21 protein-coding genes are annotated in these 24306 nt (G+C 34.9%); 5 read left to right on the top strand and 16 right to left on the bottom strand.

Going from position 1 to position 24306, the window contains the following annotated elements; all coding sequences use genetic code 11:
• Window positions 1-11: 11 nt before the first annotated feature.
• A complete protein-coding gene (locus AC806_RS00105) occupies window positions 12-512 on the bottom strand; it encodes a dCTP deaminase/dUTPase family protein (RefSeq protein ID WP_014123418.1) in 501 nt (166 codons plus the stop codon).
• Between the two features lie 195 nt (window positions 513-707).
• On the opposite strand from AC806_RS00105, the gene AC806_RS00100 reads away from it, so the two are divergent.
• The 5 genes from AC806_RS00100 to AC806_RS00080 all read left to right on the top strand — a co-directional run bounded on the left by AC806_RS00100 (window position 708) and on the right by AC806_RS00080 (window position 6165).
• Window positions 708-1607, top strand: a complete 900-nt coding sequence (locus AC806_RS00100; protein ID WP_014123417.1) for an aldo/keto reductase — start codon at window positions 708-710, stop codon at window positions 1605-1607.
• A 344-nt stretch (window positions 1608-1951) separates the two neighbouring features.
• Window positions 1952-2758: a glutamate 5-kinase gene (proB, locus tag AC806_RS00095; RefSeq protein WP_061840900.1), complete on the top strand. Its 807-nt coding sequence runs from the start codon at window positions 1952-1954 to the stop codon at window positions 2756-2758.
• On the top strand, window positions 2755-4002 hold the full coding sequence (locus AC806_RS00090) for a glutamate-5-semialdehyde dehydrogenase (RefSeq protein ID WP_069028472.1): 1248 nt from the start codon (window positions 2755-2757) through the stop codon (window positions 4000-4002). The genes proB and AC806_RS00090 overlap by 4 nt, the downstream gene beginning before the upstream one ends.
• Before the next feature lie 181 nt (window positions 4003-4183).
• Window positions 4184-4381, top strand: coding sequence for a hypothetical protein (locus AC806_RS00085; protein WP_069028471.1), 198 nt, complete (start codon window positions 4184-4186; stop codon window positions 4379-4381).
• 161 nt (window positions 4382-4542) lie between these two features.
• The gene (locus AC806_RS00080) at window positions 4543-6165 is read left to right on the top strand and encodes an ABC-F family ATP-binding cassette domain-containing protein (RefSeq protein WP_069028470.1); all 1623 of its coding nucleotides are present in this window, start codon (window positions 4543-4545) and stop codon (window positions 6163-6165) included.
• Window positions 6166-6220: 55 nt separating this feature from the next.
• Here the strand turns inward: AC806_RS00080 and AC806_RS00075 are convergent, their stop codons facing one another.
• From AC806_RS00075 to dnaA, 15 genes are all read right to left on the bottom strand, one after another.
• Entirely contained in the window at window positions 6221-7090 is an 870-nt protein-coding gene (locus AC806_RS00075) for a DegV family protein (protein WP_014123412.1), read from the bottom strand.
• A gap of 118 nt (window positions 7091-7208) precedes the next feature.
• Entirely contained in the window at window positions 7209-8501 is a 1293-nt protein-coding gene (locus tag AC806_RS00070; protein ID WP_014123411.1) for an adenylosuccinate synthase, read from the bottom strand.
• Window positions 8502-8728: 227 nt separating this feature from the next.
• Window positions 8729-10651, bottom strand: a complete 1923-nt coding sequence (locus AC806_RS00065) for a fructose-bisphosphatase class III (RefSeq protein WP_069028469.1) — start codon at window positions 10649-10651, stop codon at window positions 8729-8731.
• A gap of 142 nt (window positions 10652-10793) precedes the next feature.
• Window positions 10794-12161 (bottom strand): replicative DNA helicase, encoded by a 1368-nt coding sequence (dnaB, locus tag AC806_RS00060; RefSeq protein WP_014123409.1) that lies wholly within the window; start codon window positions 12159-12161, stop codon window positions 10794-10796.
• A gap of 92 nt (window positions 12162-12253) precedes the next feature.
• A complete protein-coding gene (rplI, locus tag AC806_RS00055) occupies window positions 12254-12706 on the bottom strand; it encodes a 50S ribosomal protein L9 (protein ID WP_014123408.1) in 453 nt (150 codons plus the stop codon).
• 7 nt (window positions 12707-12713) lie between these two features.
• Complete coding sequence (locus AC806_RS00050) at window positions 12714-14168, bottom strand: GGDEF domain-containing protein (protein ID WP_083207527.1); 1455 nt, start codon at window positions 14166-14168, stop codon at window positions 12714-12716.
• 193 nt (window positions 14169-14361) lie between these two features.
• Complete coding sequence (gene rpsR / locus AC806_RS00045; protein ID WP_014123406.1) at window positions 14362-14601, bottom strand: 30S ribosomal protein S18; 240 nt, start codon at window positions 14599-14601, stop codon at window positions 14362-14364.
• A gap of 23 nt (window positions 14602-14624) precedes the next feature.
• Window positions 14625-15128 carry a single-stranded DNA-binding protein gene (ssb, locus tag AC806_RS00040; RefSeq protein WP_041591730.1) on the bottom strand — a complete coding sequence of 168 codons (504 nt, stop codon included), beginning with the start codon at window positions 15126-15128 and terminating at the stop codon, window positions 14625-14627.
• 41 nt (window positions 15129-15169) lie between these two features.
• Window positions 15170-15469 carry a 30S ribosomal protein S6 gene (gene rpsF / locus AC806_RS00035; RefSeq protein ID WP_014123404.1) on the bottom strand — a complete coding sequence of 100 codons (300 nt, stop codon included), beginning with the start codon at window positions 15467-15469 and terminating at the stop codon, window positions 15170-15172.
• A 244-nt stretch (window positions 15470-15713) separates the two neighbouring features.
• Entirely contained in the window at window positions 15714-18179 is a 2466-nt protein-coding gene (gene gyrA, locus AC806_RS00030) for a DNA gyrase subunit A (RefSeq protein WP_014123403.1), read from the bottom strand.
• A 20-nt stretch (window positions 18180-18199) separates the two neighbouring features.
• Complete coding sequence (gene gyrB / locus AC806_RS00025; RefSeq protein WP_069028468.1) at window positions 18200-20149, bottom strand: DNA topoisomerase (ATP-hydrolyzing) subunit B; 1950 nt, start codon at window positions 20147-20149, stop codon at window positions 18200-18202.
• On the bottom strand, window positions 20150-21271 hold the full coding sequence (gene recF, locus AC806_RS00020) for a DNA replication/repair protein RecF (protein ID WP_069028467.1): 1122 nt from the start codon (window positions 21269-21271) through the stop codon (window positions 20150-20152).
• Window positions 21258-21497 carry a S4 domain-containing protein YaaA gene (yaaA, locus tag AC806_RS00015; protein WP_069028466.1) on the bottom strand — a complete coding sequence of 80 codons (240 nt, stop codon included), beginning with the start codon at window positions 21495-21497 and terminating at the stop codon, window positions 21258-21260. Before yaaA ends, recF begins: the two co-directional genes overlap by 14 nt.
• A gap of 185 nt (window positions 21498-21682) precedes the next feature.
• Window positions 21683-22813, bottom strand: a complete 1131-nt coding sequence (gene dnaN / locus AC806_RS00010; protein WP_069028465.1) for a DNA polymerase III subunit beta — start codon at window positions 22811-22813, stop codon at window positions 21683-21685.
• A gap of 158 nt (window positions 22814-22971) precedes the next feature.
• A complete protein-coding gene (gene dnaA / locus AC806_RS00005) occupies window positions 22972-24306 on the bottom strand; it encodes a chromosomal replication initiator protein DnaA (protein WP_014123398.1) in 1335 nt (444 codons plus the stop codon).

Raw genomic sequence — 24306 nt, 5'->3', positions numbered from 1 at the left:
TTTTATTTTACTTAGTCAGACGAACCTAGCCCACCTGTACGGTCATGCGTTGTTTGATCTTGATCCGCCTTTAAAAACGGCAAGAAAATCCCTTGGCCAATTCGTTCCCCTTTTTTTATTACCCTGTCTTTTAAACCAAAGTTAGAAAACTGGAACATAATATGCCCCTCGTTTTCTGAATTGTTATAATAATCACTATCAATAATACCCACACCGTTTGCCACAAGTAAAAAACGTTTTAATGGATTACTGGACCGATTTGCCAGTTGTAAAAATTCGTCTTCCATCATATACGCCTTGATACCTGTAGGCACCAAAACAGGTTTAATATTTTTTTCTGTTGTTGGATTATCATTGATTTTCCTTGTTAAAAGCTGTTTCCAAATACTTGGGATTACCACTTCTTCTGCAGCTTCAAAGTCATATCCTGCAGAATGATGGGTCGCTCGTTGTGGTAAATGAATTTCTTTTTCTTTATAATCTGTCACTACTTTAAATCCTCTTTTTTCCATAAAAAACCTCCATAAAGACTATGCCTATTTTACCATATCTCGATAAAAAAACTGAATGTCTTATTGTTTTCTAAAAATTTCTCAAGAATTAGCAAAAAAAGCATTACTTTTTCATAAAACAAGCTTATCTTTGCAAGTTTTCAGTCAACGCGTTAGGATAAAATTAAATAAAAAAGAAAGGCAGGTATCACATCAATGACAAAAAACATTTTAGATGAAACGACTACTTTAAATAATGGGGTAAAAATGCCCTACTTTGGTTTAGGAGTATGGCAAACAGACAATCACACTGCACAAAACTCAGTTACTGAAGCAATCAAAAATGGTTACCGTTTGATCGATACTGCTAAAGAATATGGTAATCAAGCTGGCGTTGGCAAAGGAATCCGTGAAGGTTTAAAAGAAACCGGCGGCAATCGAAAAGATTTATTTATTACAACAAAGGTATTTAACGGGGACGCTGGCTATGATTCCACGATACGTGCTTTTTATGATACATTGCATGAATTACAATTAACTTATATCGATCTATATTTGATTCATTGGCCAGTGGATGGTCGTTATATTGACACTTGGCATGCTTTGGAAAAATTGTACAAAGACGGTTTAATCCGTGCTATTGGAATTTCTAATTTTGATAATGAACGATTACAAGATTTGCTTGATCATGCTAGCATTACTCCAGCAATTAACCAGATGGAATACAATCCATTAAATCAAGAAAAAGAAATTCACGAAATGGCAAGAATGACTGGCATACAATTAGAAGCCTGGTCTCCATTAGGTGGCGGTGAAGCATTAAATGATCCAATTATAAATCAATTAGCAGAAAAATACGATAAAACCGCTGCTCAAATTATTTTACGTTGGAATTACCAACAAGATGTAATCACCATTCCAAAATCTACTCATCAAAAACGTATTATTGAAAATAGCCAAATTGCTGATTTCGAGTTATCTGATGAAGATGTTCAAAAAATCCAAGAAATGGACCAAAAGAAACATACGATTTGGTATGATGTGTTTGACTGGCATAATGCAATCAAAGCTGAAACCGTACAAACTTGGGACGATACAGAAGAATATAAATCATAATAAAAAAGAAAGCTGGAGATGTCTCTAGCTTTCTTTTTTATTATTCTTCTGTTGGCTCAACTGATACTTTTTTCTGATAACTTTTTTGTAAATAAACAAAGCTATTTGATTTTTCTGACTTTTCCAATTATTAAAGTTATACAAACTCAAATAACGCTTGTTTAGTTTATTATTCAATAAGCTAACACCACGTTACCTACATGTCAATTGTTTTTCTGAATCTTTCGAATATTCAGTAAAGAAGTTTCGAATCTAAATTTTCTCTAATATTTTTTGTATAATAAATGACGAAAAGCTTATTTGTTAGTACAATATATAGTAACCAAAGAAAAATGGAGAAAATTATGTACAAGGAAATTACAGACCCAAAGCGTATCGTAATCAAAGTGGGAACAACAACCTTAATTTATCCAAACGGTAATATAAATTTAGCTAGTATTGATGAATTAGCTTTTGTATTGACTGATTTGCAGAATCGAGGAAAAGAGGTTATTTTGGTTTCTTCTGGTGCTATCGGTGTAGGATTAAACCAACTGCAGTTAAACCAACGACCTTTTTCAATTCCGCAACAACAGGCCGTAGCAGCTGTAGGGCAAGCAGAATTAATGGATATTTATAATCAACGTTTTCAAGTGTACAGCCAACAAACAGCTCAAATTCTTTTAACAAGAGATATTATAGAGTTCCCTGAAAGCCGTAATAATGTAATAAACACTTTAGAAGAACTGCTGGCTATGGGAATCATCCCTATTATTAACGAAAACGATACGGTAGCAGTTGATGAGTTGGATCATTTAACAAAGTTTGGAGATAACGACCGGCTTTCAACTATTGTTAGTGAATTAACGCGGGCTGAGTTACTCATTATGCTCTCAGATATTGACGGTTTTTATTCTGATAATCCTTTGAAAAATAAACAAGCAAAACTTCATCGTCGAATTACAAAAATTGATGACGAATTAATGAAACAAGCAGGCGCCAGTAACAATCAGTTTGGCACGGGTGGCATGTCTAGTAAACTTAAAGCAGCCAAACGCGTTTTAGATGTGAATGGTAGTATGGTATTAGCAAATGGTAAAAGACCTAAGATTATTTTTGATATTTTAAAAGGTGCAGAGGTTGGTACTTTGTTTAAGGGGGAATCATTTTGACAGATTTACAAACATTAGGACAACAAGCAAAAGAAGCAGCTACTGAATTAGCTCTTTTGAATACCAAAGAAAAAAATCAACTCTTAGAAAATATGGCTTGCGCTATCGAAAACAACACAGAAGAAATTTTACAAGCCAATCAAAAAGATCTTGAACAAGCAGACGAAAATGGAATAAAAGAAGTAATGAAAGATCGCCTGCGACTATCAGAAGAACGAATTGAAGCGATGGCTGCAGGCATACGTCAGGTTGTTCAACTAAACGATCCGATTGGCACTATTAAACATATGTGGAAAAACGAAGAAGGTTTGACAATTGGACAAAAACAAGTGCCTATTGGCGTTATTGGCATTATCTATGAATCACGTCCCAACGTAACAACTGATGCAGCCAGTTTATGTTTTAAATCGGGCAATGCTGTTATTTTAAGAGGTGGTAAGGAAAGTTTTCATTCTAACCAGTTACTAGTCAGTATCTTACAAGAAGCATTAGAAGAAAGTCAGTTTGCTTCTCACGCAATTCAATTTATTGATGATACAACTCATGAAACGGCTAATGAAATGATGCAATTAACTGATTTTCTAGATGTCTTGATCCCTAGAGGCGGAGAAGGCTTAATCAAGCATGTCAAAGAAAACGCAAAAGTGCCTGTTATTGAAACAGGTACAGGTAATAATCATATTTACATTGATAAAGACGCGCAAGTAAATATGGCTACAGATATCGTAGCCAATGCTAAAGCGCAGCGTCCTTCTGTTTGTAATGCATGTGAAACGCTGTTGATTCATAAAGAAGTGGCCGCTTTCTTTTTACCAGCAATAGAAGAACGCTTAATAGAACTTGGTATTGAACTACGAGCAGACGAAATTGCTAGTGATTATCTTCCTTCTGCAACTTTAGCAACAGAAGAAGACTGGTCCACTGAATTTCTAGATTATATCTTAGCTATAAAGGTAGTGGACTCTGCTGAGGAAGCTATTTCCCATATCAATCGATACAATACAAAACATTCAGAAGCTATCGTAACCGATAATTATTTTACTGCTCAAAAATTTTTAAATGAAGTAGACGCAGCAGCAGTCTATGTTAATGCTTCTACTCGTTTTACTGATGGTTTCGTTTTTGGTTTTGGCGCTGAGATTGGTATTTCTACACAAAAATTACATGCAAGAGGCCCTATGGGATTAGAAGCCTTAACAAGTATAAAATATATTATTTATGGCGATGGTCAGACTAGAGCGTAAGTTTCACGTGAAACAGCAAGTTTAAAACGATAGATTAAACTTATGAATAGGTATATTTTTTAAATTATTATTCATATATCGTTTCTCCTTAGATAGTTTTTCAATAAAATTACTGCTTGAGGCGGATGTAAACCTAGAAAAATTTTGCTATTCTTAGTATGAAAAATAGGAGGGACATATTATGAAAAGCCGTTCAAATTTCTTAAATATTCTAATCATCATTGGCGGATTGGTCTTAGCCAGTTTAGTACTGAAAATACTCTTATCCCTAGCCACAGGCGTTTTATATCTTGTTTTTAAATTTGGTATTCCGTTATTAATCATTGGCGGTGTCATTTACTGGTTAACAAATAAGAGAGGTAGAAGACCAAGAAGATAATAAATGGAACGGACAATTAAATTGTTCGTTCTTTTTTAATAAGATATTAAGACTAACTGTAAAATCGTTATATCTATCTCACAGACTTGAAACACTTCAGTTTCATCGCTATAATAACTTGAGGGCCACAATGGCCAATACGAAAAAAGCGAGGAAATTTATTGATTACTGTAAATAATGTGAGTTTGCACTTTTCTGGTCGCAAACTTTTTGATGACGTGAATTTAAAATTTACTCCTGAAAACTGCTACGGTTTAATTGGTGCTAATGGCGCCGGTAAATCTACTTTCTTAAAGATCTTATCAGGGGAAATCGAACCATCCACAGGTACTGTTAGTATGGGGCCTAATGAACGGATGGCTGTACTAAAACAAAACCACTTTGATTACGAACAGTTTCCGGTGATCGAAACTGTTATTATGGGACATAAACGTCTATATGATGTAATGAAAGAAAAAGACGCACTGTATATGAAGGAAGGTTTCACAGATGAAGATGGTATACATGCCGCAGAATTAGAAACTGAATTTGCCGAATTAAACGGATGGGAAGCTGAATCAGAAGCAGCTGTACTTTTACAAGGATTAAATATCCCTGATACAATGCATCAAGTTCAGATGAGTGAATTGACTGAAGGACAAAAAGTAAAAGTATTGCTGGCCCAAGCACTATTTGGTAAACCGGATGTCTTGCTGCTTGATGAGCCAACAAATGGTTTGGATATTCCATCAATCAATTGGTTAGAAGAATTTTTGATTAACTTCGAAAACACTGTAATTGTCGTATCTCATGACCGTCACTTTTTAAATAAAGTATGTACACATATGGCTGATTTAGACTATGGAAAAATTAAATTGTACGTTGGTAACTATGATTTTTGGTTAGAATCCAGCCAATTAGCTACAAAATTACAACAGCAAGCCAACGCTAAAAAAGAAGAGCAGATCAAAGAATTACAAGAATTTATTGCTCGTTTTAGTGCAAATGCTTCAAAATCAAAACAAGCAACTTCGCGTAAGAAAATGTTGGATAAAATTACTTTAGACGATATTCAGCCTTCTTCTCGTCGTTATCCTTTTATCAGTTTTAAACCCGAACGTGAAATTGGTAATGACTTGTTACAAGTAGAAAATGTTAGTGTCACAATTGATGGCAAGAAAATTTTAGACAACATTTCCTTTACATTAAATAAAAATGATAAAGTTGCTTTTATCGCTAAAGATGATATTGCAACTACCACTTTATTAAACGTCATTACCGGATATACTAAACCTGATACAGGCACCGTGCGTTGGGGAGTTACAACAAGCCAAACTTATATGCCAAAAGATGCTAGTAATGAATTTGATAGCAATCTAACTATTTTAGAATGGTTGCGTCAATATGCGGATAAAGAAGAAGATGATAATACCTTTTTACGAAGCTTTTTAGGAAGAATGTTATTTTCTGGTGAAGAAGTTAACAAAAAAGTTAATGTCCTTTCTGGTGGTGAAAAGGTTCGTTGTCTATTATCTAAACTGATGCTGACTAAAGCTAATGTGTTACTTTTAGACGATCCTACAAATCATTTAGACTTAGAATCGATCACAGCATTAAACAACGGTCTAATAGACTTTAAAGGTTCATTGCTTTTTACTTCCCATGACCATGAATTTATACAAACATTAGCCAATCGTGTCATTGTAGTTTCAGACCAAGGTGTCGTTGACCGCATGGATACTACTTACGATGAATTTTTAGAAAATGAAGCTGTACAAGAACGTGTGGACCAACTGTATGCTTAATTATGCGATAAAAGTAAAGCAAGCCCCTTCAATTGAATTTGGAGAGGCTTGTTTTTTAAAATCTTTTTGTTTTTCCCGTTGAAAATAATGCTACACAACCGTAGCCTGTATGACTAGCAATCGTAGGACCTAAAGAAAAGCGTGTAATTGGTGTTTCTGGGTAGTGTTGTTTTAATTGTTTACTAACTTTTTCTAAAGCTTTTTCATCACCACTATAAGCAATATAAAAATGGTTAACTATAGATAAATCCAGGTCTTCAATTGTTTCATCTACCATTCTCTGCAAAGCTTTTTTACGTCCATGCACTTTATCAACACTTTGTAATTGGCCTTTCTCATCTACATTAAGAATGGGTTTAATATTTAACAAACCACCAATCGCTGCTTGTGCTTTGGTTACTCTACCGCCATGCACCAAATGTTTCAAATCATCAACAGTAAACCAGGAACGCAGATGCTCTTTGCATATATCTAGCCATTGAACGGTCTCTTCTAAAGTCCTACCTTCTTTTTGTAAACGAGCTGCTTCCATTACCAACATCCCCAAGCCTAAACTAGCAGTTTTGGTATCAAAGCTAGTAACCGTAAAATCAGGATATTCTTCTTTTAATAACTCAATTGCATTTAGACTGCTTTCATAAGAGCCGCTTAAACCTGATGAAAAGCCAACGTATAAAATAGATATTCCTTTTTTTGCATAGGGTCTAAAAAAATCCATATACCTACCAACATTAATTTGTGCAGTTTTTGGATGTTTATTTTCTTTTAATTGATCTAAAAACCATGAATTATCAAAAGTTCTTCCAAGATCATCAGTATATTCTTTCCCCTCTAACTCAACAAACATAGGTATGTAAGCAATTTTATCCTTATCTAACAAGTCCGCCGATAAATCGCAGCAGGCATCTGTTATAATTTGAAACATATTCTCGCTCCTTTAGCGTTAACTTTTCTTTATTATACCTTATATTCTCAAATAAATTAAGCTTTTTACGTTTATAAAAAAACATCAGAAATTTTCTCTGATGTTTTTTTAAGTTATTTTAAATTTGTGACCAAACACTTTCTAAAATGTTTGTTTGATTCCGATCGGGGCCCACTGAAAAAGTAGAAATTCTTACCCCTACAAGTTCTGAAATTCGACGAAGATAATTTCGTGCATTTTCAGGCAATTCTTCCAATGTTTTACAATTTGTAACATCTTCTGACCAACCAGGCAATTCTTCATACACAGGCTTACACCGGTTTAATTCTTTTAGGCTGGCAGGATAATGATAGATTAACTTCCCATCTAATTCATAAGCCGTACAGATTTTAACAGTATCTAAACCACTTAATACATCCACACAGTTCAATGATAAATTGGTAATACCAGAAACTCGACGCGAATGACGCATAACCACCGAATCAAACCAACCAACACGACGAGGACGTCCAGTTGTTGTACCGTATTCATGTCCTACTTTTCTGATTTGATCACCTACTTCATCGAATAATTCTGTAGGAAAAGGACCGTCACCTACACGCGAAGTATAAGCTTTACATACACCCACAACTTTATCGATCTTAGAAGGACCTACGCCACTACCGATTGTCACTCCACCAGCAACTGGATTTGAGGAGGTAACAAAAGGATATGTTCCTTGATCAAGATCCAACATAACGCCTTGTGCACCTTCAAACAGTACGCGTCTTCCACGGTCCAAAGCATCGTTTAAAATGACAGAGGTATCTGTTACATATTGCTTGATTTGTTGACCGTACTCATAGAATTCTTCAAAAATATCCTCAAAAGCCATTGCATGGTCATCATACATTTTTTCAAATTGTCTATTTTTGTCTGCTAAATTAATTTTCAAACGTTCACTAAAGATATCCTTATCTAGCAAATCAGCGACCCTTATACCAACACGAGCTGCTTTATCCATATAAGCTGGCCCAATTCCTTTAATTGTCGTACCGATTTTATCAGCGCCTTTAGCATCTTCTTGCAATTGATCTAACTTGATATGATATGGCAAAATTACGTGTGCACGATCAGAGATTCGTAAATTTTCTGTTGATACACCGTGTTCTTTTAGATAATTCAATTCTTCTACAAGTGATTTGGGATTTACCACTACACCATTTCCGATAACGCTTGTTTTTTCTTTATAAAAAATACCAGAAGGAATTAGATGCAACTTATAAGTCACATCATCGAATTTAATCGTATGTCCGGCATTGTCGCCACCTTGATAACGTGCGATCACTTCTGCATTTTCACTCAAAAAATCAGTAATTTTTCCTTTTCCTTCATCGCCCCATTGTGTTCCTACAACTACTACTGAAGACATATGAATACCTCTTTCTTTTTGGACTATTTAGTAGACAAAAAATAAACAGCAACGGCCTAGCTTATCGACTACTGTTTTTCATTCCTGAATTATTGTATCAACATCCCACTATTATTACAATGAAAAAATCGAATATTTATCTTTTAAAACTTTTATCATTAGCCAAAAAACGAACATTAATAAAAAAATAATAAAAATATCTCATAAAAAACGAAAAAAATATGGTTTTAATAAAAATCATAGTTTTCGTATAATGTTTCAAGAGCCTTTTTCTCCTGAATCAATTTCTTACCAATATTCGTTTGTGATACCCTTGTACGATTTTCGACTCGTTCTACTAATCTTTTTGTTGATAGAATATCTTTTTGTTGTTCAACAGATTCTTTTACCGAAGAAAATGGTTGGTGTGCCACTAATTGTAATCCATAACTATTTGATAATAATGTATAACCAGCTAAGCCAGTTTCTTTCTGATAGCTTTTGGCAAAACCGCCATCAATGACTAACATTCGACCATTAGCCTTAATCGGATTTTCTCCCTGATTTGCTTTTACTGGCGTATGTCCATTAATAATATGTCCTGTTATCGGTAAATCAAAGTCTTTTAGTATCTCTTGGCAGACGGCTTCTTGATTTCTTAACCGGTAATAAGCGTTTTTTTCTTCATGATGGGTTTGTTTGTCTTCAATATAATAACGTTCAAAAGTTGCCATAACTTTTTTACCAAATAAAGAAGAACACTCTCCTGTCCATAAATACCATAACAAATCAGTCGAAAAATCATTAGAAAGCTCCGGATGTGCATAACTATATCGGATTTGTGCTTCAAAAAAATCCAGCAAGCTTTTCCCAGAATAATGTGTCTGTCCAATTCTCAGTGATTTAAAATCTCCATTTTGATGAAGCGGAATACAACCGTGAAGTAACAAATTCCCATTATAGCATAAATACATATTCCCTTTTTCCATCAAAAAATCCATATGACGTCGTAAAGGTTCAGAGTTTTGAAATGAAAGTAACAAATTTTTTACTAGCTCTTCTTCTTCTTTTGTTAACTCACAAGGATTATCAGGATCAATTGTAGGTCCGCTGAAATCAACTAATGAATAAATTTTACCCTGAAGACTTATTGTTGAGTTAGTATAATTAATAAAGTCTAGCATACTTCTTTCATCCATGAGAAATTCAGGACGACGTTTGATCAATTGACCTTCTAATTTAAACTGTAGTATAGCCGTTGCTTGCTGAATTTTATTCAGACTATCTTTTTCAGCAGCAGAAAAATCTGTTTCATCTTCTAATTTAGGTGAAAACTTATCTAGTACCTGATAATATTTATGGCTATACTCTACTAAAGGCCGTAAATTAACACCATAACGATCCTCAATAATTGCTAAGTTTCCATATCTTGCACAAATACGTAAAACATTAATAAGAGCAAGTGGCGAACCGGCCATACTTGCCAACCAAATAATATCATGATTTCCCCATTGAATATCAACTGAATGATAATGAATTAAACGTTCCATGATCCTGTCTGGTGCTGGTCCTCGATCATAAATATCTCCTACAACATGTAAATGATCTACAACAAAACGTTGAATAACGTAACATAAAGCACTTATTAAGGGCGCTGCTTGCCTTAGCTGAATAATATTATCTATAATTGCTTGAATATAAGCTTGTTTATCACTTTCTTGTTGCTTTTCTGTCAGTAATTCCTCAATAACGTAGCTAAAACGAGAAGGTAATGCTTTATGGACTTTTGAGCGAGTATATTTACGGCTAGTATAATTAACGACAGTGATCAATAATTGAATTTGCTGTGCATACCATTTTTTTACTTCTTCTTGTGTCTTTCTTTCTTTTTCTAACTTAATTTTTTCTTCTGGATAATAAATTAAAGTAGCCAATTCATCAATATCCACTGCTTTTTTATCTAAGCATTCAGCCAATTTTTCTTTAACACTTCCAGAACCATTGCGCAATACATGATCAAATGCATCGTATTCACCATGTACATCGCTAATAAAATGTTCAGTTCCCTTAGGTAAATGTAAAATCGCTTCTAAATTGATGAGTTCAGTGATTACATTTTCTTTATTTTCAAAATTTTCCTTTAACAAACTATAATAGTTTACTTCTGACATTTATATACGCTCCCTCAAAAAGTAAAATTGGTATTGTTGTATACAAATACAATACAAGTTAATAAAAATAGTTGCAAGCCTTTTTATTAAAAAAACTTACAACTATAATTCTTTACGTATATAAATTGGTATAGCCAATTAATCACTCAAATGCTGTTCGCGGTGAAAGAGAAGAAAATTTGTTATATTCTTTTATAAATAGTAACTCGACAGTCCCTCGCGCGCCATTCCGATTCTTTTCAATAATAACTTCAATTACATTGTCATTACCTGCTTCTTCTTCTTCCTCTTCATCATTTTCACGTTGATAATAATCATCACGATATAAGAAGGCTACAATATCAGCATCTTGTTCGATCGAACCTGACTCACGAATGTCACTTAAAACCGGTCTTTTATCTTGTCTTTGTTCCACACCACGAGATAATTGTGAAAGAGCTACAACTGGAACGTTTAATTCTTTTGCCAATTTTTTCAATTGACGAGAAATTTCCGATACTTCTTGTTGACGGCTTTCTCTACCTGAACCCTCAATTAATTGCAGATAATCGATTAAAATCAAGCCCAGGTTTCCTTTTTCTTGGGCTAATTTTCGACAACGTGCACGGATCTCAGAAACCTTAATTCCCGGTGTATCATCGATATAAATACTTGCTTTAGATAAACTACCCATTGCTACGATCAAATTACGCCATTCTTCATCTGTCAATTGCCCAGTACGTAAATGACTCGCATCAATGGAGCCTTCTGCACAAAGCATCCGACTAACTAACGATTCAGCGCCCATTTCCAAACTAAAAATAGCTACCGTATTATCGGTTTTTGTACCCACGTTTTGAGCAATATTTAAAGCAAAAGCAGTTTTTCCTACTGCAGGACGAGCTGCAATAATCAATAGTTCATCTTTTTGTAAACCAGCCGTCATTTTATCCAATGCTTGATAACCCGTAGGCAAACCAGTAATTTCTTCATTATTTTGAGCCAATTCGTCTATATTTTCGATCGTTTGGTTTAAAACATCTGCAATTGATTGGAAACCATTACTGTTTCTTTTCTCAGAAACTTCCATGATGCTTTTTTCTGCATCTTCTACAATTTCCTGTACATTTTCATTTTGTTCAAAACCGCTACTTACGATTTTATTGGCTGTTTGAATCAACTGCCGTAAAATTGCTTTATCATCAACGATCTTAGCATAATAAGAGACACTTGATGAAGTAGGTGAAACTTGACTTAATTCGGTTAAATAACTGATACCACCGACATCTTCTAAATCATTTGTTTTTTCAATTTCAGCTTTTAAAGTAATTAAATCAATCGCTTCATTACGTTCATTAAGCTGATACATACATTGAAAAATAATTTGGTGGCTCCTACGATAAAAACTGCTGGGTTCTAGCAATTCCATTGCTTCAATAATCGCATCCGAATCAAGAAAAATGGCACCCAATACAGCTTGTTCCGCTTCTATATCTTGTGGTGGGATACGATCTTGCCAAACTTCATTCATATTTTTTTCTCCTAAATACCTTCGTTTACAAACATACGAATATTCTTTTGAAAACGCAAGGCAGATCTGCTCATTACCAGACCTGCCTCTTCTTATTCTTCTACTACATGTACTCTAATAGTGCCTGTTACTTCAGGGTGCAACTTAACTGCTACGTTTGTATAACCCATTGAGCGAATAGGGTCTTTTAATTCAATTTTTCTTTTATCCACTTTAATATTATATTGACTCTTTAAAGCTTGTGCAATTTGTTTAGATGGGACTGAACCAAAAAGACGACCATCTTCACCGGCTTTAGCTGTAATCTCTACTACCGTTTTCTCATCTTCTAAATCATCTTTTATTTTTTGAGCTTCTTGTAGTTGTTCAGCTTCTTCTTTTTCTTGAGCTTGCTCTTTACCGCGCATTGCAGCTACATTCTTTTGATTTGCTTCTTTTGCTAAGTTATTTTTTATTAAATAATTTTGCGCATAACCATTGGGAACATTTTTTACTTCCCCTTTTTTTCCTTTTCCCTTTACATCTTGTAAGAAAATAACTTTCATCGTTTTCTCACTCCTTGTCATCTAATTTTTTTAACTCATTAATTAAACTTTTTTGTACTTCTTTCATTGACTGATCTTTAATTTGAGTTGCGGCATTACTGAAATGACCACCACCACCCAATTTTTCCATAATCCGTTGAACATTTACACCACCAGAACTTCTTGCGTTGATAGAAATTTCATGTTCAAACTGTTTTGTTATAACAAAGGCTGCCTCGATATCATTCATAAACAATAAAGTGTCTGCTGCCTTAGAAGCTGTGACATTATCATAAATTTCATTTTCAGAAGCTGCTGCCACAACAATATTTTTGGTTATATATTCACTACGTGCTACCAGTTCACTCATTTGTAGATATGAATTTAAATCTGAACTCAACAAATAGCGTACCAATGTCAAATCAGCACCATGACTTTTTAAATAACTTGCCATTTGAAAAGTTTGTGCTGTTGTTCGAGTAAAAAAGCTCTTCGTATCGACATAAATCCCTGATAATAATAAACCAGCAATAAATTTAGGTACTTTTTTTCGTTTATTTGATTGAAATTGGATCAATTCTGCTACTAACTCACTCGCTGAAGACGAAGCAGGCTCAACATAAGTAAGTAAAGGATGATCTGGAAACTCCTCACCACGTCGATGATGGTCAATAATCATAATTTTATCAAAGGCTTCAAACGCCTCTTTTGAAATAGAAAGCGACGGTCGATTATAATCCACCATAACCAACACACTATCATCATCAATATACTCTAGTGCCTTTTTTCCAGAAAAGATCAACTTAGCTATTTCAGGGTGTTTATTTATTTCTGTTAAACAACGCTCAGTATCTTCTGTTACTTCATCTTGTTCAATGATCACATAGCATTCTTTTTGATTAAACTGAGCTAAAGCAGCTACACCAAAAGCACTACCAATAGCGTCCATATCTGGATAACGATGTCCCATAATAAAAATCTTTTTATTTTCAGAAAAAATTTTCTTTAAAGAAGTGCTCATTGCTCGTGAACGTGTCCGCGTTCGGCGAATGGTACCTTCTGTTTGTCCACCAAAAAATTGCGGCTTTGCTTGCGAGTCAGCATCCTTTAATACAACTTGATCGCCGCCTCGTGCTAAGGCCATATCTAAATTGTTTTGGGCAACTTCGCCTATTTTTTCCATCGAGCTATGACCGTATGCTACTCCCATACTCATCGTTAGTACAAATTCGCTATTTGTATTTGATTCTTTTAGTCGTTGTAAAATATCAAATTTTTTTTCTTTAATCTGTTCAAATTCATTCATACTAGCGACAAAAAAATAGCGATCCGTATTTACTCGTTTGTAAAAAATATGATATTCATTCGCCCAGTCAGAAATCATTGTTGTCACTAATGTATTCAATAAAGAAATATTTTTATCATCCATTTTATCAATGATATCGTCATAATTATCCAAAGAAATAATGCCGATCACAGTCATAGACAGGGCTCCTTATAATTTCAAAATCCAATTAACAAAACTAAATAATCGCTTAACTTTTATAAAAAAATATTTTTATCTGGACGTTTCTACTCTTTTCCATTTTATCATAAACTATTTTATTATGCGATTTACAGAAATAAGATAGATGATAAAAAAACCGAATGACAAAAATGTCATTCGGATCAACTTTTTACATTTCATCATTTACGAAAGGTAGCAAGCCCATAATACGTGCACGCTTGATAGCAATTGTCAACTTACGTTGATTTTTTGCACCAGTACCTGTGACACGACGAGGTAAAATCTTACCACGTTCGGAAATAAATCTTTTTAATAATTCAATATCTTTATAATCTACATGTTCAATGTGATTTGCTGCAAGATAGTCTACTTTACGACGTCTACGTCCGCCTCTTCTTTGTTGAGCCATTCTATTTCCCTCCTATCAATTTATTAGAATGGTAAATCATCATCTGAAATATCAATTGATGATCCGCCAAAAGGATCGTTGTTATCACGATCAAAATTAGGTGTTTCAGGAGTTTGAGATGTTTGTGTTTGATTATAACTGTTCCCAAAGTTCGATTGATTGCCACCAACAGAGTCATTATCAGCAGAACGACGTTGCTCACTGACAGAACGAGGTTCCAATAATTGGAAATTTTCTGCCACAACTTCAGTTACAAAAACACGTTGTCCTTGTTGATTTTCGTAATTTCTTGTCTGAATTCTTCCAGTGGCGCCAATTAACGCGCCTTTACGTCCTAAATTTGCGAGATTTTCCGCAGCCTTTCTCCAAATGACACAGTTAATAAAATCCGCTTCCCTTTCACCATTTTGATTCGTAAATGTACGATTCACGGCTAAAGTAAAAGTAGCAACTGCTACGCCATTAGAGGTGTAACGTAAATCAGGGTCTTTTGTCAATCTTCCTACTAGTACAACGTTGTTAATCAAAATTACCATCTCCTCATCGTTATTGTTTCATGTGAAACACGTTATTCTTCTTCTTTCACAATCATATGACGAATGATATCGTTGCTGATTCTTGCACGACGGTTAAATTCATTAACCGCATCTGCAGTTGATGGAGAAGAAACGTTAACGATGTGATAGATGCCCTCGCGGTATCCGTTCATTTCATACGCAAAACGACGTTTTTCCCAGTCTTTAGATTCAATCACTTCAGCACCATTATCAGTAATAATAGTATCGAAACGGTCTACTAAAGCTGTTTTTGCTTCTTCATCAATGTCAGGACGAATAATGTACAAAATTTCATACTTCGTATTTTCCATTGATCTTTCACCTCCCTATGGTCTTTGGCTCCTTTTTTCTAGGAGCAGAGAGAGTTGTCCGTTAAGACTACTCACGAAGTAAAATTATACACGTATTTGTCTAGTTACGCAAGATATTTCGTCTTGATTATTTAGAATTTGTTGTACACAGTTAAGTACGCAAAAAATCAACAAAAGCTTTTTTTATTTTTGTACTTTTGTTGATTTTTGCTACTAAACTGTCTTTATTTATTTTTAATCTTACTTACTCTTCTATTGACTCTTCTTCAACTTTTTCCAACTCTTTTGCATCTACTGTTGTCATAGTAACAACTTTGGCGTCATCCTCCATTTTCATCAAACGAACACCCAATGTTGCACGGCTTGTTTGTGAAATATCATCAACATGGAAGCGAATAATAACACCTCTGTCGGTAATCAGCATAACATCTTCATTGCCTGAAACGGTTGTTAAACCTGCTAATGGACCATTTTTTTCAGTAATATTAGCTGTTTTTATCCCTTTACCACCACGGCCTTTTACTGGATACTGATCTTCACTGGTACGTTTACCGTAACCTTTTTCTGTAATAACCAATACCTCGTCATCTTCTTTAATAACAGAAGCACCGATCACATAGTCTTCTGATCTTAAACGAATCCCTCGAACTCCACTAGCAGTACGTCCCATATCTCGAACTGCTTCTTCCTTAAAGGTGACAGAATAGCCATTATGAGTACCTATGATTACTACGTCATCTCCACTGGTACTTAAAACATTAACCAGCTCATCGTCTTCTTTTAAGCCTATAGCAATTAAACCATTACTACGAATGTTTTTAAAGGATTCTACTGAAGTACGTTTTACTACACCATATTTCGTTGTAAAGAAAAGATATTTTCTTTCTTCTGATTCATTTGGTAAAGCAATAATCGTTTGAATCCGCTCATTGGAATTGACACCTAAGAAATTAATGACGGGGATTCCTTTAGCTGTACGTCCATATTCTGGTACTTCGTATCCTTTTGCCTTATAAACTTTTCCTGCATTAGTAAAAAACAATAAATTGTCATGCGTAGAACAAGATACCAAGGTGGTAACAAAGTCTTGATCATGAATTCCCATACCTTGAACACCGCGTCCGCCGCGATTTTGTGTTCTAAATTCACTATTAGCTGCACGTTTAATATAGCCATTATTGGTTAAGGTAACAACGATCTCTTCTTCTTCAATTAGATCTTCGTCTTCTAAACTTAAAACTTCACCAACCAACAATTCCGTACGACGTTTATCGCCAAAACGTTGTTCGATTTCATGTAGTTCAGTTTGAATAATTTCAATCACTCGTTCGGGTCTAGCTAAGATATCAGTTAGATCTTCGATTTGTTTTAGTAAATCTTGATATTCATTTTCGATTTTATCTCGTTCTAAACCAGTTAAGCGGCGTAAACGCATATCCAAAATCGCCTGAGACTGACGATCAGATAGTTTAAATTGCGCCATCATCGTTTCTTTAGCCTGAGCATCTGTTTCAGAACCACGAATAATTGCAATAATCTCATCAATATGATCTAAAGCAATCCGTAAACCTTCTAAAATATGAGCTCGAGCTTCAGCCTTTTGTTTTTCAAAAATTGTTCGACGAGTAATAACATCTTTCTGATGTTCTAAATAATCTTCTAAGATTTGTTTTAAGTTAAGAATCTTAGGAACACCATTTTCAATAGCTAACATGTTAAAACCAAAAGATGTTTGTAAAGCAGTCATTTTATACAGATTGTTTAAAACAACCGAAGCACTCACATCACGTCTTACATCAACAACAATTCGCATTCCTTCACGTGAAGACTCATCACGTAAGTCGGTGATGCCCTCAATTCTTTTATCTCGATGAAGTTCAGAGATTCGTTCAATCAATTTAGCTTTATTGACCATATAAGGTAATTCTGTAACCAAAATACGTTCTTTACCATTAGCCATTTCGCTAATTTCTACTTTACCCCTTACAGTGATTGAACCCTTCCCTGTTTCATAAGCACGTCGGATACCTGATTTTCCCATCACTAAACCGCCTGTAGGAAAATCTGGACCAGGTAATACTTCCATTAATTCATTTGTCGTTACTTCTGGATTTTCAATCAAACGATCGATAGCTGCAACGACTTCACCTAGGTTGTGCGGAGGAATATTGGTTGCCATACCTACAGCAATCCCTGTCGTGCCGTTAACCAATAAGTTAGGGAAACGGGCAGGTAATACCTCGGGTTCTTTTTCTGTATCATCATAGTTTCCAATAAAGTCAACGGTATCTTTATTAAGATCACGCAACATTTCAACAGATAAACGACTCATACGAGCCTCTGTATAACGCATTGCCGCGGCGCCATCTCCATCAACAGAACCAAAGTTACCGTGCCCATCAACTAAAACGTAGCGATAACTAAAAGTTTGTGCCATTCTTACCATGGCTTCATAAATCGCACTATCGCCATGAGGATGGTATTTCCCCATGACATCTCCGACGATACGAGCGGATTTTTTATGCGGTTTATCCGGTGTAACCCCTAATTCACTCATACCATATAAAATTCGTCGATGGACTGGTTTTAACCCGTCACGAACATCAGGCAGCGCTCTGGCTACAATGACGCTCATCGCATAATCGATAAAGGATCCGCGCATTTCACTTGATAAATTAATATCATGAACATGATTTTCTTGATCTCTCAAAATTTTTCCTCCTTTACGATTTAAATATCAAGGTTTTGTACATAATGAGCATTTTCTTCAATAAAAGCTCGTCTAGGTTCTACATGATCGCCCATCAACATTTCAAAAACTTGGTCCGCCTCAATTGCGTCTTCTATACTTACACGCAACATTAAGCGATTTTCTGGGTTCATTGTTGTTTGCCATAACTGATGTTCATCCATTTCTCCAAGCCCTTTATAACGTTGAACAGATGGCTTAGGACTTTGAGGAAGAGAATCGATGACCTCTTGCAGTTCTTCCTCCGCATGTTCACCGGGTTGTACGTAGCGAATGTTTTTGCCTTGTTTAACCCCATATAGCGGTGGTTGTGCAATATACACATACCCTGCTTCCACAACGGGCCGCATATAACGATAAAACAACGTTAATAAAAGTGTACGAATATGAGCGCCATCCACATCAGCATCTGTCATAATAACTAATTTATGGTAACGTGCTTTAGATACATCAAATTCTTCGCCAAAACCAGTACCCATCGCGGTAAATAACGAACGAATTTCTTCATTAGCCAAAATTTTATCCATACTTGCTTTTTCAACATTCAATATCTTTCCTCGTATAGGTAAAATTGCTTGAAATTCACGGCTGCGTCCTTGTTTAGCAGAGCCTCCAGCAGAATCTCCTTCGACAATAAATAGTTCGCTTTTTTCTGGATCTCGGCTAGAGCAATCTGCCAATTTCCCAGGCAAGTTACTGATCTCAAGTGCGCCTTTACGTCGTGTGACTTCCCGAGCTCGCTTAGCAGCTTGTCTAGCTTTTGATGCTAGCATTCCTTTTTCTACAATTCGACGACCAATAGAAGGATTTTCCATCAAAAACTTAGCAAAATGCTCAGAAAATAGTCGATCAGTGACCGTACGTACTTCAGAGTTTCCTAATTTGGTTTTTGTTTGTCCTTCAAACTGTGGGTCTGAATGTTTAACTGATACAACAGCAGTCAAACCTTCTCGAACATCTTCACCGGAAAGATTATCATCATTTTCTTTCATTAACTTTTGTTTATGTCCGTAATCATTAATAACACGAGTTAATGCTGTTTTAAATCCGGCTTCATGTGTACCACCTTCATAGGTGTGAATGTTATTAGCAAATGTCATCAAATTTGTATGATAACTATCAGTATATTGTATCGATACTTCCACATTGATATCTTGTTGTTGCCCTTCTAAATATATCGGTTCAGGAAACAAAACATCTTTACTAGCGTTTAAATGTTCAACATAACTTTTGATTCCGCCTTCGTAATGATAATTTTTAACTACGGGTTCTTCTGGACGACGATCTTCAATAGAAATATGCAAACCACGGTTTAAAAAGGCAAGTTCACGAATTCGAGTTGCCAATTTATCAAAACTAAATTCAACAGTTTCATTAAATATTTCTGAATCAGGTTCAAAATGAACTTCCGTGCCTTGTAATTCTGTCTCCCCTATTACTTTTAAATCTCCCGTAACTTTTCCACGGTGAAATTCTTGATAATAAATTTGACCATTTTTATAAACCTTTACCTCTAGTTTTTTAGATAAGGCATTAACTACTGAAGAACCAACACCATGTAGTCCTCCAGAAACTTTGTATCCACCACCGCCGAATTTTCCGCCAGCATGAAGGATCGTAAACACCGTTTCTACCGCGGGTCTACCCGTCTTATTTTGAATATCTACCGGAATCCCACGGCCGTTATCTGTTACTGTTATACTATTATCTTTTTCAACAATAACCTGAATTTCTGTAGCAAAACCAGCAAGGGCCTCGTCAATTGAGTTATCTACGATCTCCCAAACTAAATGGTGGAGCCCCTCAGAGCTAGTAGAACCAATATACATTCCCGGTCTTTTTCTTACAGCTTCTAGCCCCTCTAAAACTTGTATCTGGCTAGCATCGTATAAATCTGCTTGTTCACGCATATTCTTATCTTCTTCTGCCACTTATACATCTTCTCCTTCTAGTTGTCCTTGGTTGATATAAAAAATTTCAGGCTCTACAGACATTTTATCTTTTACTTGTTTTAGTGTTGTCGTTGTTAAGAAAGTTTGAACTTTCCCTTCAATTGTTTCTAATAAATGTAGTTGCCTGGAATCGTCTAGTTCACTCATCACATCATCTAGTAACAAAACCGGATACTCTCCTGTTTCTTCTTTTATCAAATCAATTTCTGCTAACTTTACACTTAAGGCAGCAGTTCTTTGCTGTCCTTGAGAACCAAACGTTTGTACATCTTTTTTATTAATTAAAAAAGATAAATCGTCCCGATGGGGGCCCACTAGTGTAATTTGTCGTAAACGTTCTTTATCATTTGTTTTTTCAATTTCCTGGGTGTAAGCTTTTTTAACTGCTTGTTCATCATTCCAGTGATCTCCAGGGATACTCGAACGATATTCAATCGTTAGTTCTTCCTTTGATTGAGTAATTTTTTGATGCAATTGGTTTGCCCAAAATTCCAAACGTTTGACAAACTGTTGACGAGCCAACAGCACTTTACTCCCGTGGTCAATCAATTGCTCCGATAAAATGTCCAAGTATAGTTTATCAGTTTGTTTATGCTCAGCCAGTTGTTTAAGATATTGATTTCGTTGTTTTAATATTTTTTGATATTGCGTAGACTCGTAAAGATAAACAGAATCAATCTGAGCAATTTCCATATCTAAAAATTTTCTTCTTCCTTGTGGGCTACCTTTGACTAAAGAAAGATCCTCTGGTGCAAATAAGATGACATTTAACTGGCCAATATAACTAGAAAGCTTTTTTTGCTCCATATGATTAACTTTTGTTTTCCGACCTTTTTTAGTCAAAAACAACTCAATTGGAACACTTGTATATTTTTTTTGAATATTGCCTTTAATAAAACTTTGATCTTTTTCCCACTGAATAAGTTCTTGTTCGTTATTGGTTCGATGACTACGAGTTAAAGCTAGTATATAAATACTCTCCAGCAAATTCGTTTTACCTTGAGCATTTTCACCTAAAAAAATAACAACATTTTTATGAAAATCTACCAATAATTCATCATAATTACGAAAATTTTTAATATGTAGATTATTTAGACGCATCTTTTGTGCCCTTTTCTGTCATAAAAAAAGTACCTATTTCAGGTATTTCAATCATTGTTCCAGCATAAAGTTTTCTTCCTCTGCGATTTTCAATTTCTCCATTAACAAAAATAGTATTTTCTTGTAAATACCATTTTGCTTGTCCACCGCTCGAAATGACATCGAGTTCTTTCAGTAATTGGGCAAGCGTCATATATTCTGTTTTCAAAATGATTTTTTCTTTCATTTTATCCCTCGATTTTCTTTTCGACATATACTTATATTATACCCTTTTTTAACAAATAAAACAAATAAATCCTTCTAATTTTGTTTCTCAGAAGTTTTAACATATTTAGATAATTTCAGCCTAAAACAAAAAGAAGAGCTTAGAATTTAATCTAAGCCCTTCTTAAGTTAAAAAGTATATTTTTATTAATTGGTCCGTACCGGTGTGATCAGTTGTAAGAAATCACCTTGACCTTCTGTAGGTTCCAAGGTAAAAGGTCGAACAGCTGAAATAAAGCAAATCCGTATTGTTGTATTTCCAAAAGCACGTAATGCATCTTTCATATAATCAGGGTTGAAAGAAATTTCTAATGGATCACCAGAAACTTTTTCATATTTTAAATCTTCTTCTACTTTACCGACTTCTGGTGAATTTCCATGTAAAACAACACTATTTTCTGTAATTTGCAGGCGAACAATATTATTACGACTTTCATGAGAAAGTAAAGAAGCCCGTTCAATAGCTGATAAAAGACCAGAAACATCAAATTCAATTTCGGTATTAAAAGAAGATGGGATTAAACGGTCTGTATCTGGATATTTTCCTTCAAGCAGACGTGAATAAAATTTCATCGTTTCGGTTTCAAATAGGACTTGATTTTCCATGATACTAATTTTAACTGTATCTTCTTCATCAGTTAAGGAGCGAGATAATTCAACCAAACTTTTTCCTGGAATAACAATATCAAATTCCTCTGTGTCATTTTCTAATGGGATAGTTCGTTGGCTGAGACGATGTGAATCAGTCGCTACAGCCAATAAACGATTATTTTGTAGTGTAAAATGAACCCCGGTTAAAATAGGACGACTTTCGTGTTGCGAAACAGAAAAAACCGTCTCGTTAATCAATTTATTTAACATATCAGCAGGTAATTGAATTTCCTTTTGTCGATCTACTGCTGGTAAATGTGGATAACTTTCTGAGTCTAGCCCATTAACTAAGAAGTTTGCTTTTCCAGAAGTAATTTCTACTTGATTATTATCCAAAACCTCTAAAGTAACATGATCTTCGGGCAATCGCCGGATAATTTCATTAAAAAAACGTGCTTGTAAAACAATACTTCCCGTACTTTCAATGTTCATTTTAGCTTTTTCATCATCAGAACTTAAAAAAGATTCAATTGAAATATCGGCATTACTTCCTGTTAGGGTTAAACCATTATTAGCCAAATCAATTTTTACTCCTGTAAGTATAGGCATCGTTGTTTTGGTAGAAATAGCACGTTGTACTGTTTGTAATTGTTGGGTAAAAGCTGTTCGGTTTAATGTTACTTTCATAAATAGGCACTCCTTTATATATTATATTAATAAAAAAATCGCAGTAATAGTAGAGCAGTGAATATTGTGGATAACTATAAAAAACAAGGGAAATTAATACTTTTCCACCTGTGGAAAAGCTGTGGATATCTTTTTGATTTTTCCCACATTTATACACATCATTGCATCAAGTGATTTTTTATCTCTTTAATTTCTGATTGTGCTTTTTCGTCTTCTTCCATTAATTTTTGAACTTTTTCATAAGCATGGATAACAGTTGTATGATCTTTCCCTCCAAAATCAGCTCCGATTTTAGGCAAGGAATAATCTGTTAATTCTCTACATAAATACATAGCGATTTGACGAGGGACAACAATACTTTTTGTACGTTTTTTGCCGGTTAAATCACTAACGTTCAAATGGTAGTAATCAGCAACTTCTTCTTGTACTTGTTCAACAGTAAGTTGACTCAAATTTGTTCCGATTTTGAGCGCTTTTAAAGCTTCCGCTGCTAAACTAGTTGTGATATCAGAACTTTGGATGGCAGCATAAGCTTGGACTCGCACTAAAGCTCCTTCTAGTTCTCGAATATTAGAATCAATTTGACCGGCAATATAACTTAAAGCATCGTCTGGAATTTCTAAATTTTCGGCTTCTGCTTTTTTACGTAAGATAGCAGTCCGAGTTTCTAAATCTGGCGGGGTAATATCTACTGATAACCCCCAAGCAAAGCGCGAGACAAGTCGCTGTGGCAAGGTAGGGATTTCATTAGGTAAACGGTCACTTGTTAATACGATCTGTTTATTATTTCTGTATAACTCTTCAAATGTATTAAAAAATTCTTCTTGTGTACCTTCTTTATTAACTAAAAATTGAATATCATCTACAAGTAATAAATCCATTGTACGATATTCATTCCGAAATTCTTCCATCTTATTATTTTGAATAGAACTAATAAAGTCATTAGTGAAATTTTCACTCGAAACATATTTAATCTTGGCATTAGGGTGAGTCACAAGCATTTGATGACCAATCGCCTGCATCAAATGGGTCTTTCCTAAACCAACACCGCCGTAGAAAAAGAGAGGATTATAGATAGAAGCCGGTTCTTCAGCAACAACTAAAGCAGCAGCATGAGCCATCTGATTACCTTTACCAATAACAAAGGTATCAAAAGTATATTTTGAATTGAGCATTGTTTTATGTTCAGGAACTTTGGGTGTTTCTTCTTCAGGTTCTACTTCTTTTTGCTTATAACGCTCTGCTTCATCTGGCGTTACAAAAGTAGGAAGAATTTCTTCTCCGCTCATCATAAAGAAAGTTTCAAGAATTTTTCCAGCTAAATTTTTTTCCCAATAATTTTTCTGAACTGTTGTGGGAACTTCGATAATTAGTTGGTTATCGTAATATGAAATAGGTTTTGCAGGTTCAATCCAGGTATTATAACTCACTGGATTCATCTCTTTTCTATAACTATCTTGCAGTTCTTTCCATATTGTTTCCAGAGATGGCAT

This window comes from Tetragenococcus halophilus, from assembly GCF_001712815.1.
Lineage (GTDB): Bacteria > Bacillota > Bacilli > Lactobacillales > Enterococcaceae > Tetragenococcus > Tetragenococcus halophilus.
The sequence above is the reverse complement of the archived record's forward strand: the minus strand, read 5'-3'. Positions and strand labels throughout refer to the sequence as shown.

Excerpts from the sequence above, each read along its gene's own strand:
- AC806_RS00065 (WP_069028469.1), bottom strand. The coding sequence starts at position 10,651 with ATGTCAGAAGTAAACTATTATAGTTTGTTAAAGGAAAATTTTGAAAAT.
- rpsR (WP_014123406.1), bottom strand. The coding sequence starts at position 14,601 with ATGGCTCAACAAAGAAGAGGCGGACGTAGACGTCGTAAAGTAGACTAT.
- yaaA (WP_069028466.1), bottom strand. The coding sequence starts at position 21,497 with ATGAAAGAAAAAATCATTTTGAAAACAGAATATATGACGCTTGCCCAA.
- rpsF (WP_014123404.1), bottom strand. The coding sequence starts at position 15,469 with ATGGAAAATACGAAGTATGAAATTTTGTACATTATTCGTCCTGACATT.
- AC806_RS00085 (WP_069028471.1), top strand. The coding sequence starts at position 4,184 with ATGAAAAGCCGTTCAAATTTCTTAAATATTCTAATCATCATTGGCGGA.
- AC806_RS00050 (WP_083207527.1), bottom strand. The coding sequence starts at position 14,168 with ATGACTGTGATCGGCATTATTTCTTTGGATAATTATGACGATATCATT.
- dnaA (WP_014123398.1), bottom strand. The coding sequence starts at position 24,306 with ATGCCATCTCTGGAAACAATATGGAAAGAACTGCAAGATAGTTATAGA.
- recF (WP_069028467.1), bottom strand. The coding sequence starts at position 21,271 with ATGCGTCTAAATAATCTACATATTAAAAATTTTCGTAATTATGATGAA.
- AC806_RS00100 (WP_014123417.1), top strand. The coding sequence starts at position 708 with ATGACAAAAAACATTTTAGATGAAACGACTACTTTAAATAATGGGGTA.
- AC806_RS00075 (WP_014123412.1), bottom strand. The coding sequence starts at position 7,090 with ATGTTTCAAATTATAACAGATGCCTGCTGCGATTTATCGGCGGACTTG.
- rplI (WP_014123408.1), bottom strand. The coding sequence starts at position 12,706 with ATGAAAGTTATTTTCTTACAAGATGTAAAGGGAAAAGGAAAAAAAGGG.
- AC806_RS00105 (WP_014123418.1), bottom strand. The coding sequence starts at position 512 with ATGGAAAAAAGAGGATTTAAAGTAGTGACAGATTATAAAGAAAAAGAA.
- AC806_RS00070 (WP_014123411.1), bottom strand. The coding sequence starts at position 8,501 with ATGTCTTCAGTAGTAGTTGTAGGAACACAATGGGGCGATGAAGGAAAA.
- dnaB (WP_014123409.1), bottom strand. The coding sequence starts at position 12,161 with ATGAATGAAGTTTGGCAAGATCGTATCCCACCACAAGATATAGAAGCG.
- dnaN (WP_069028465.1), bottom strand. The coding sequence starts at position 22,813 with ATGAAAGTAACATTAAACCGAACAGCTTTTACCCAACAATTACAAACA.
- proB (WP_061840900.1), top strand. The coding sequence starts at position 1,952 with ATGTACAAGGAAATTACAGACCCAAAGCGTATCGTAATCAAAGTGGGA.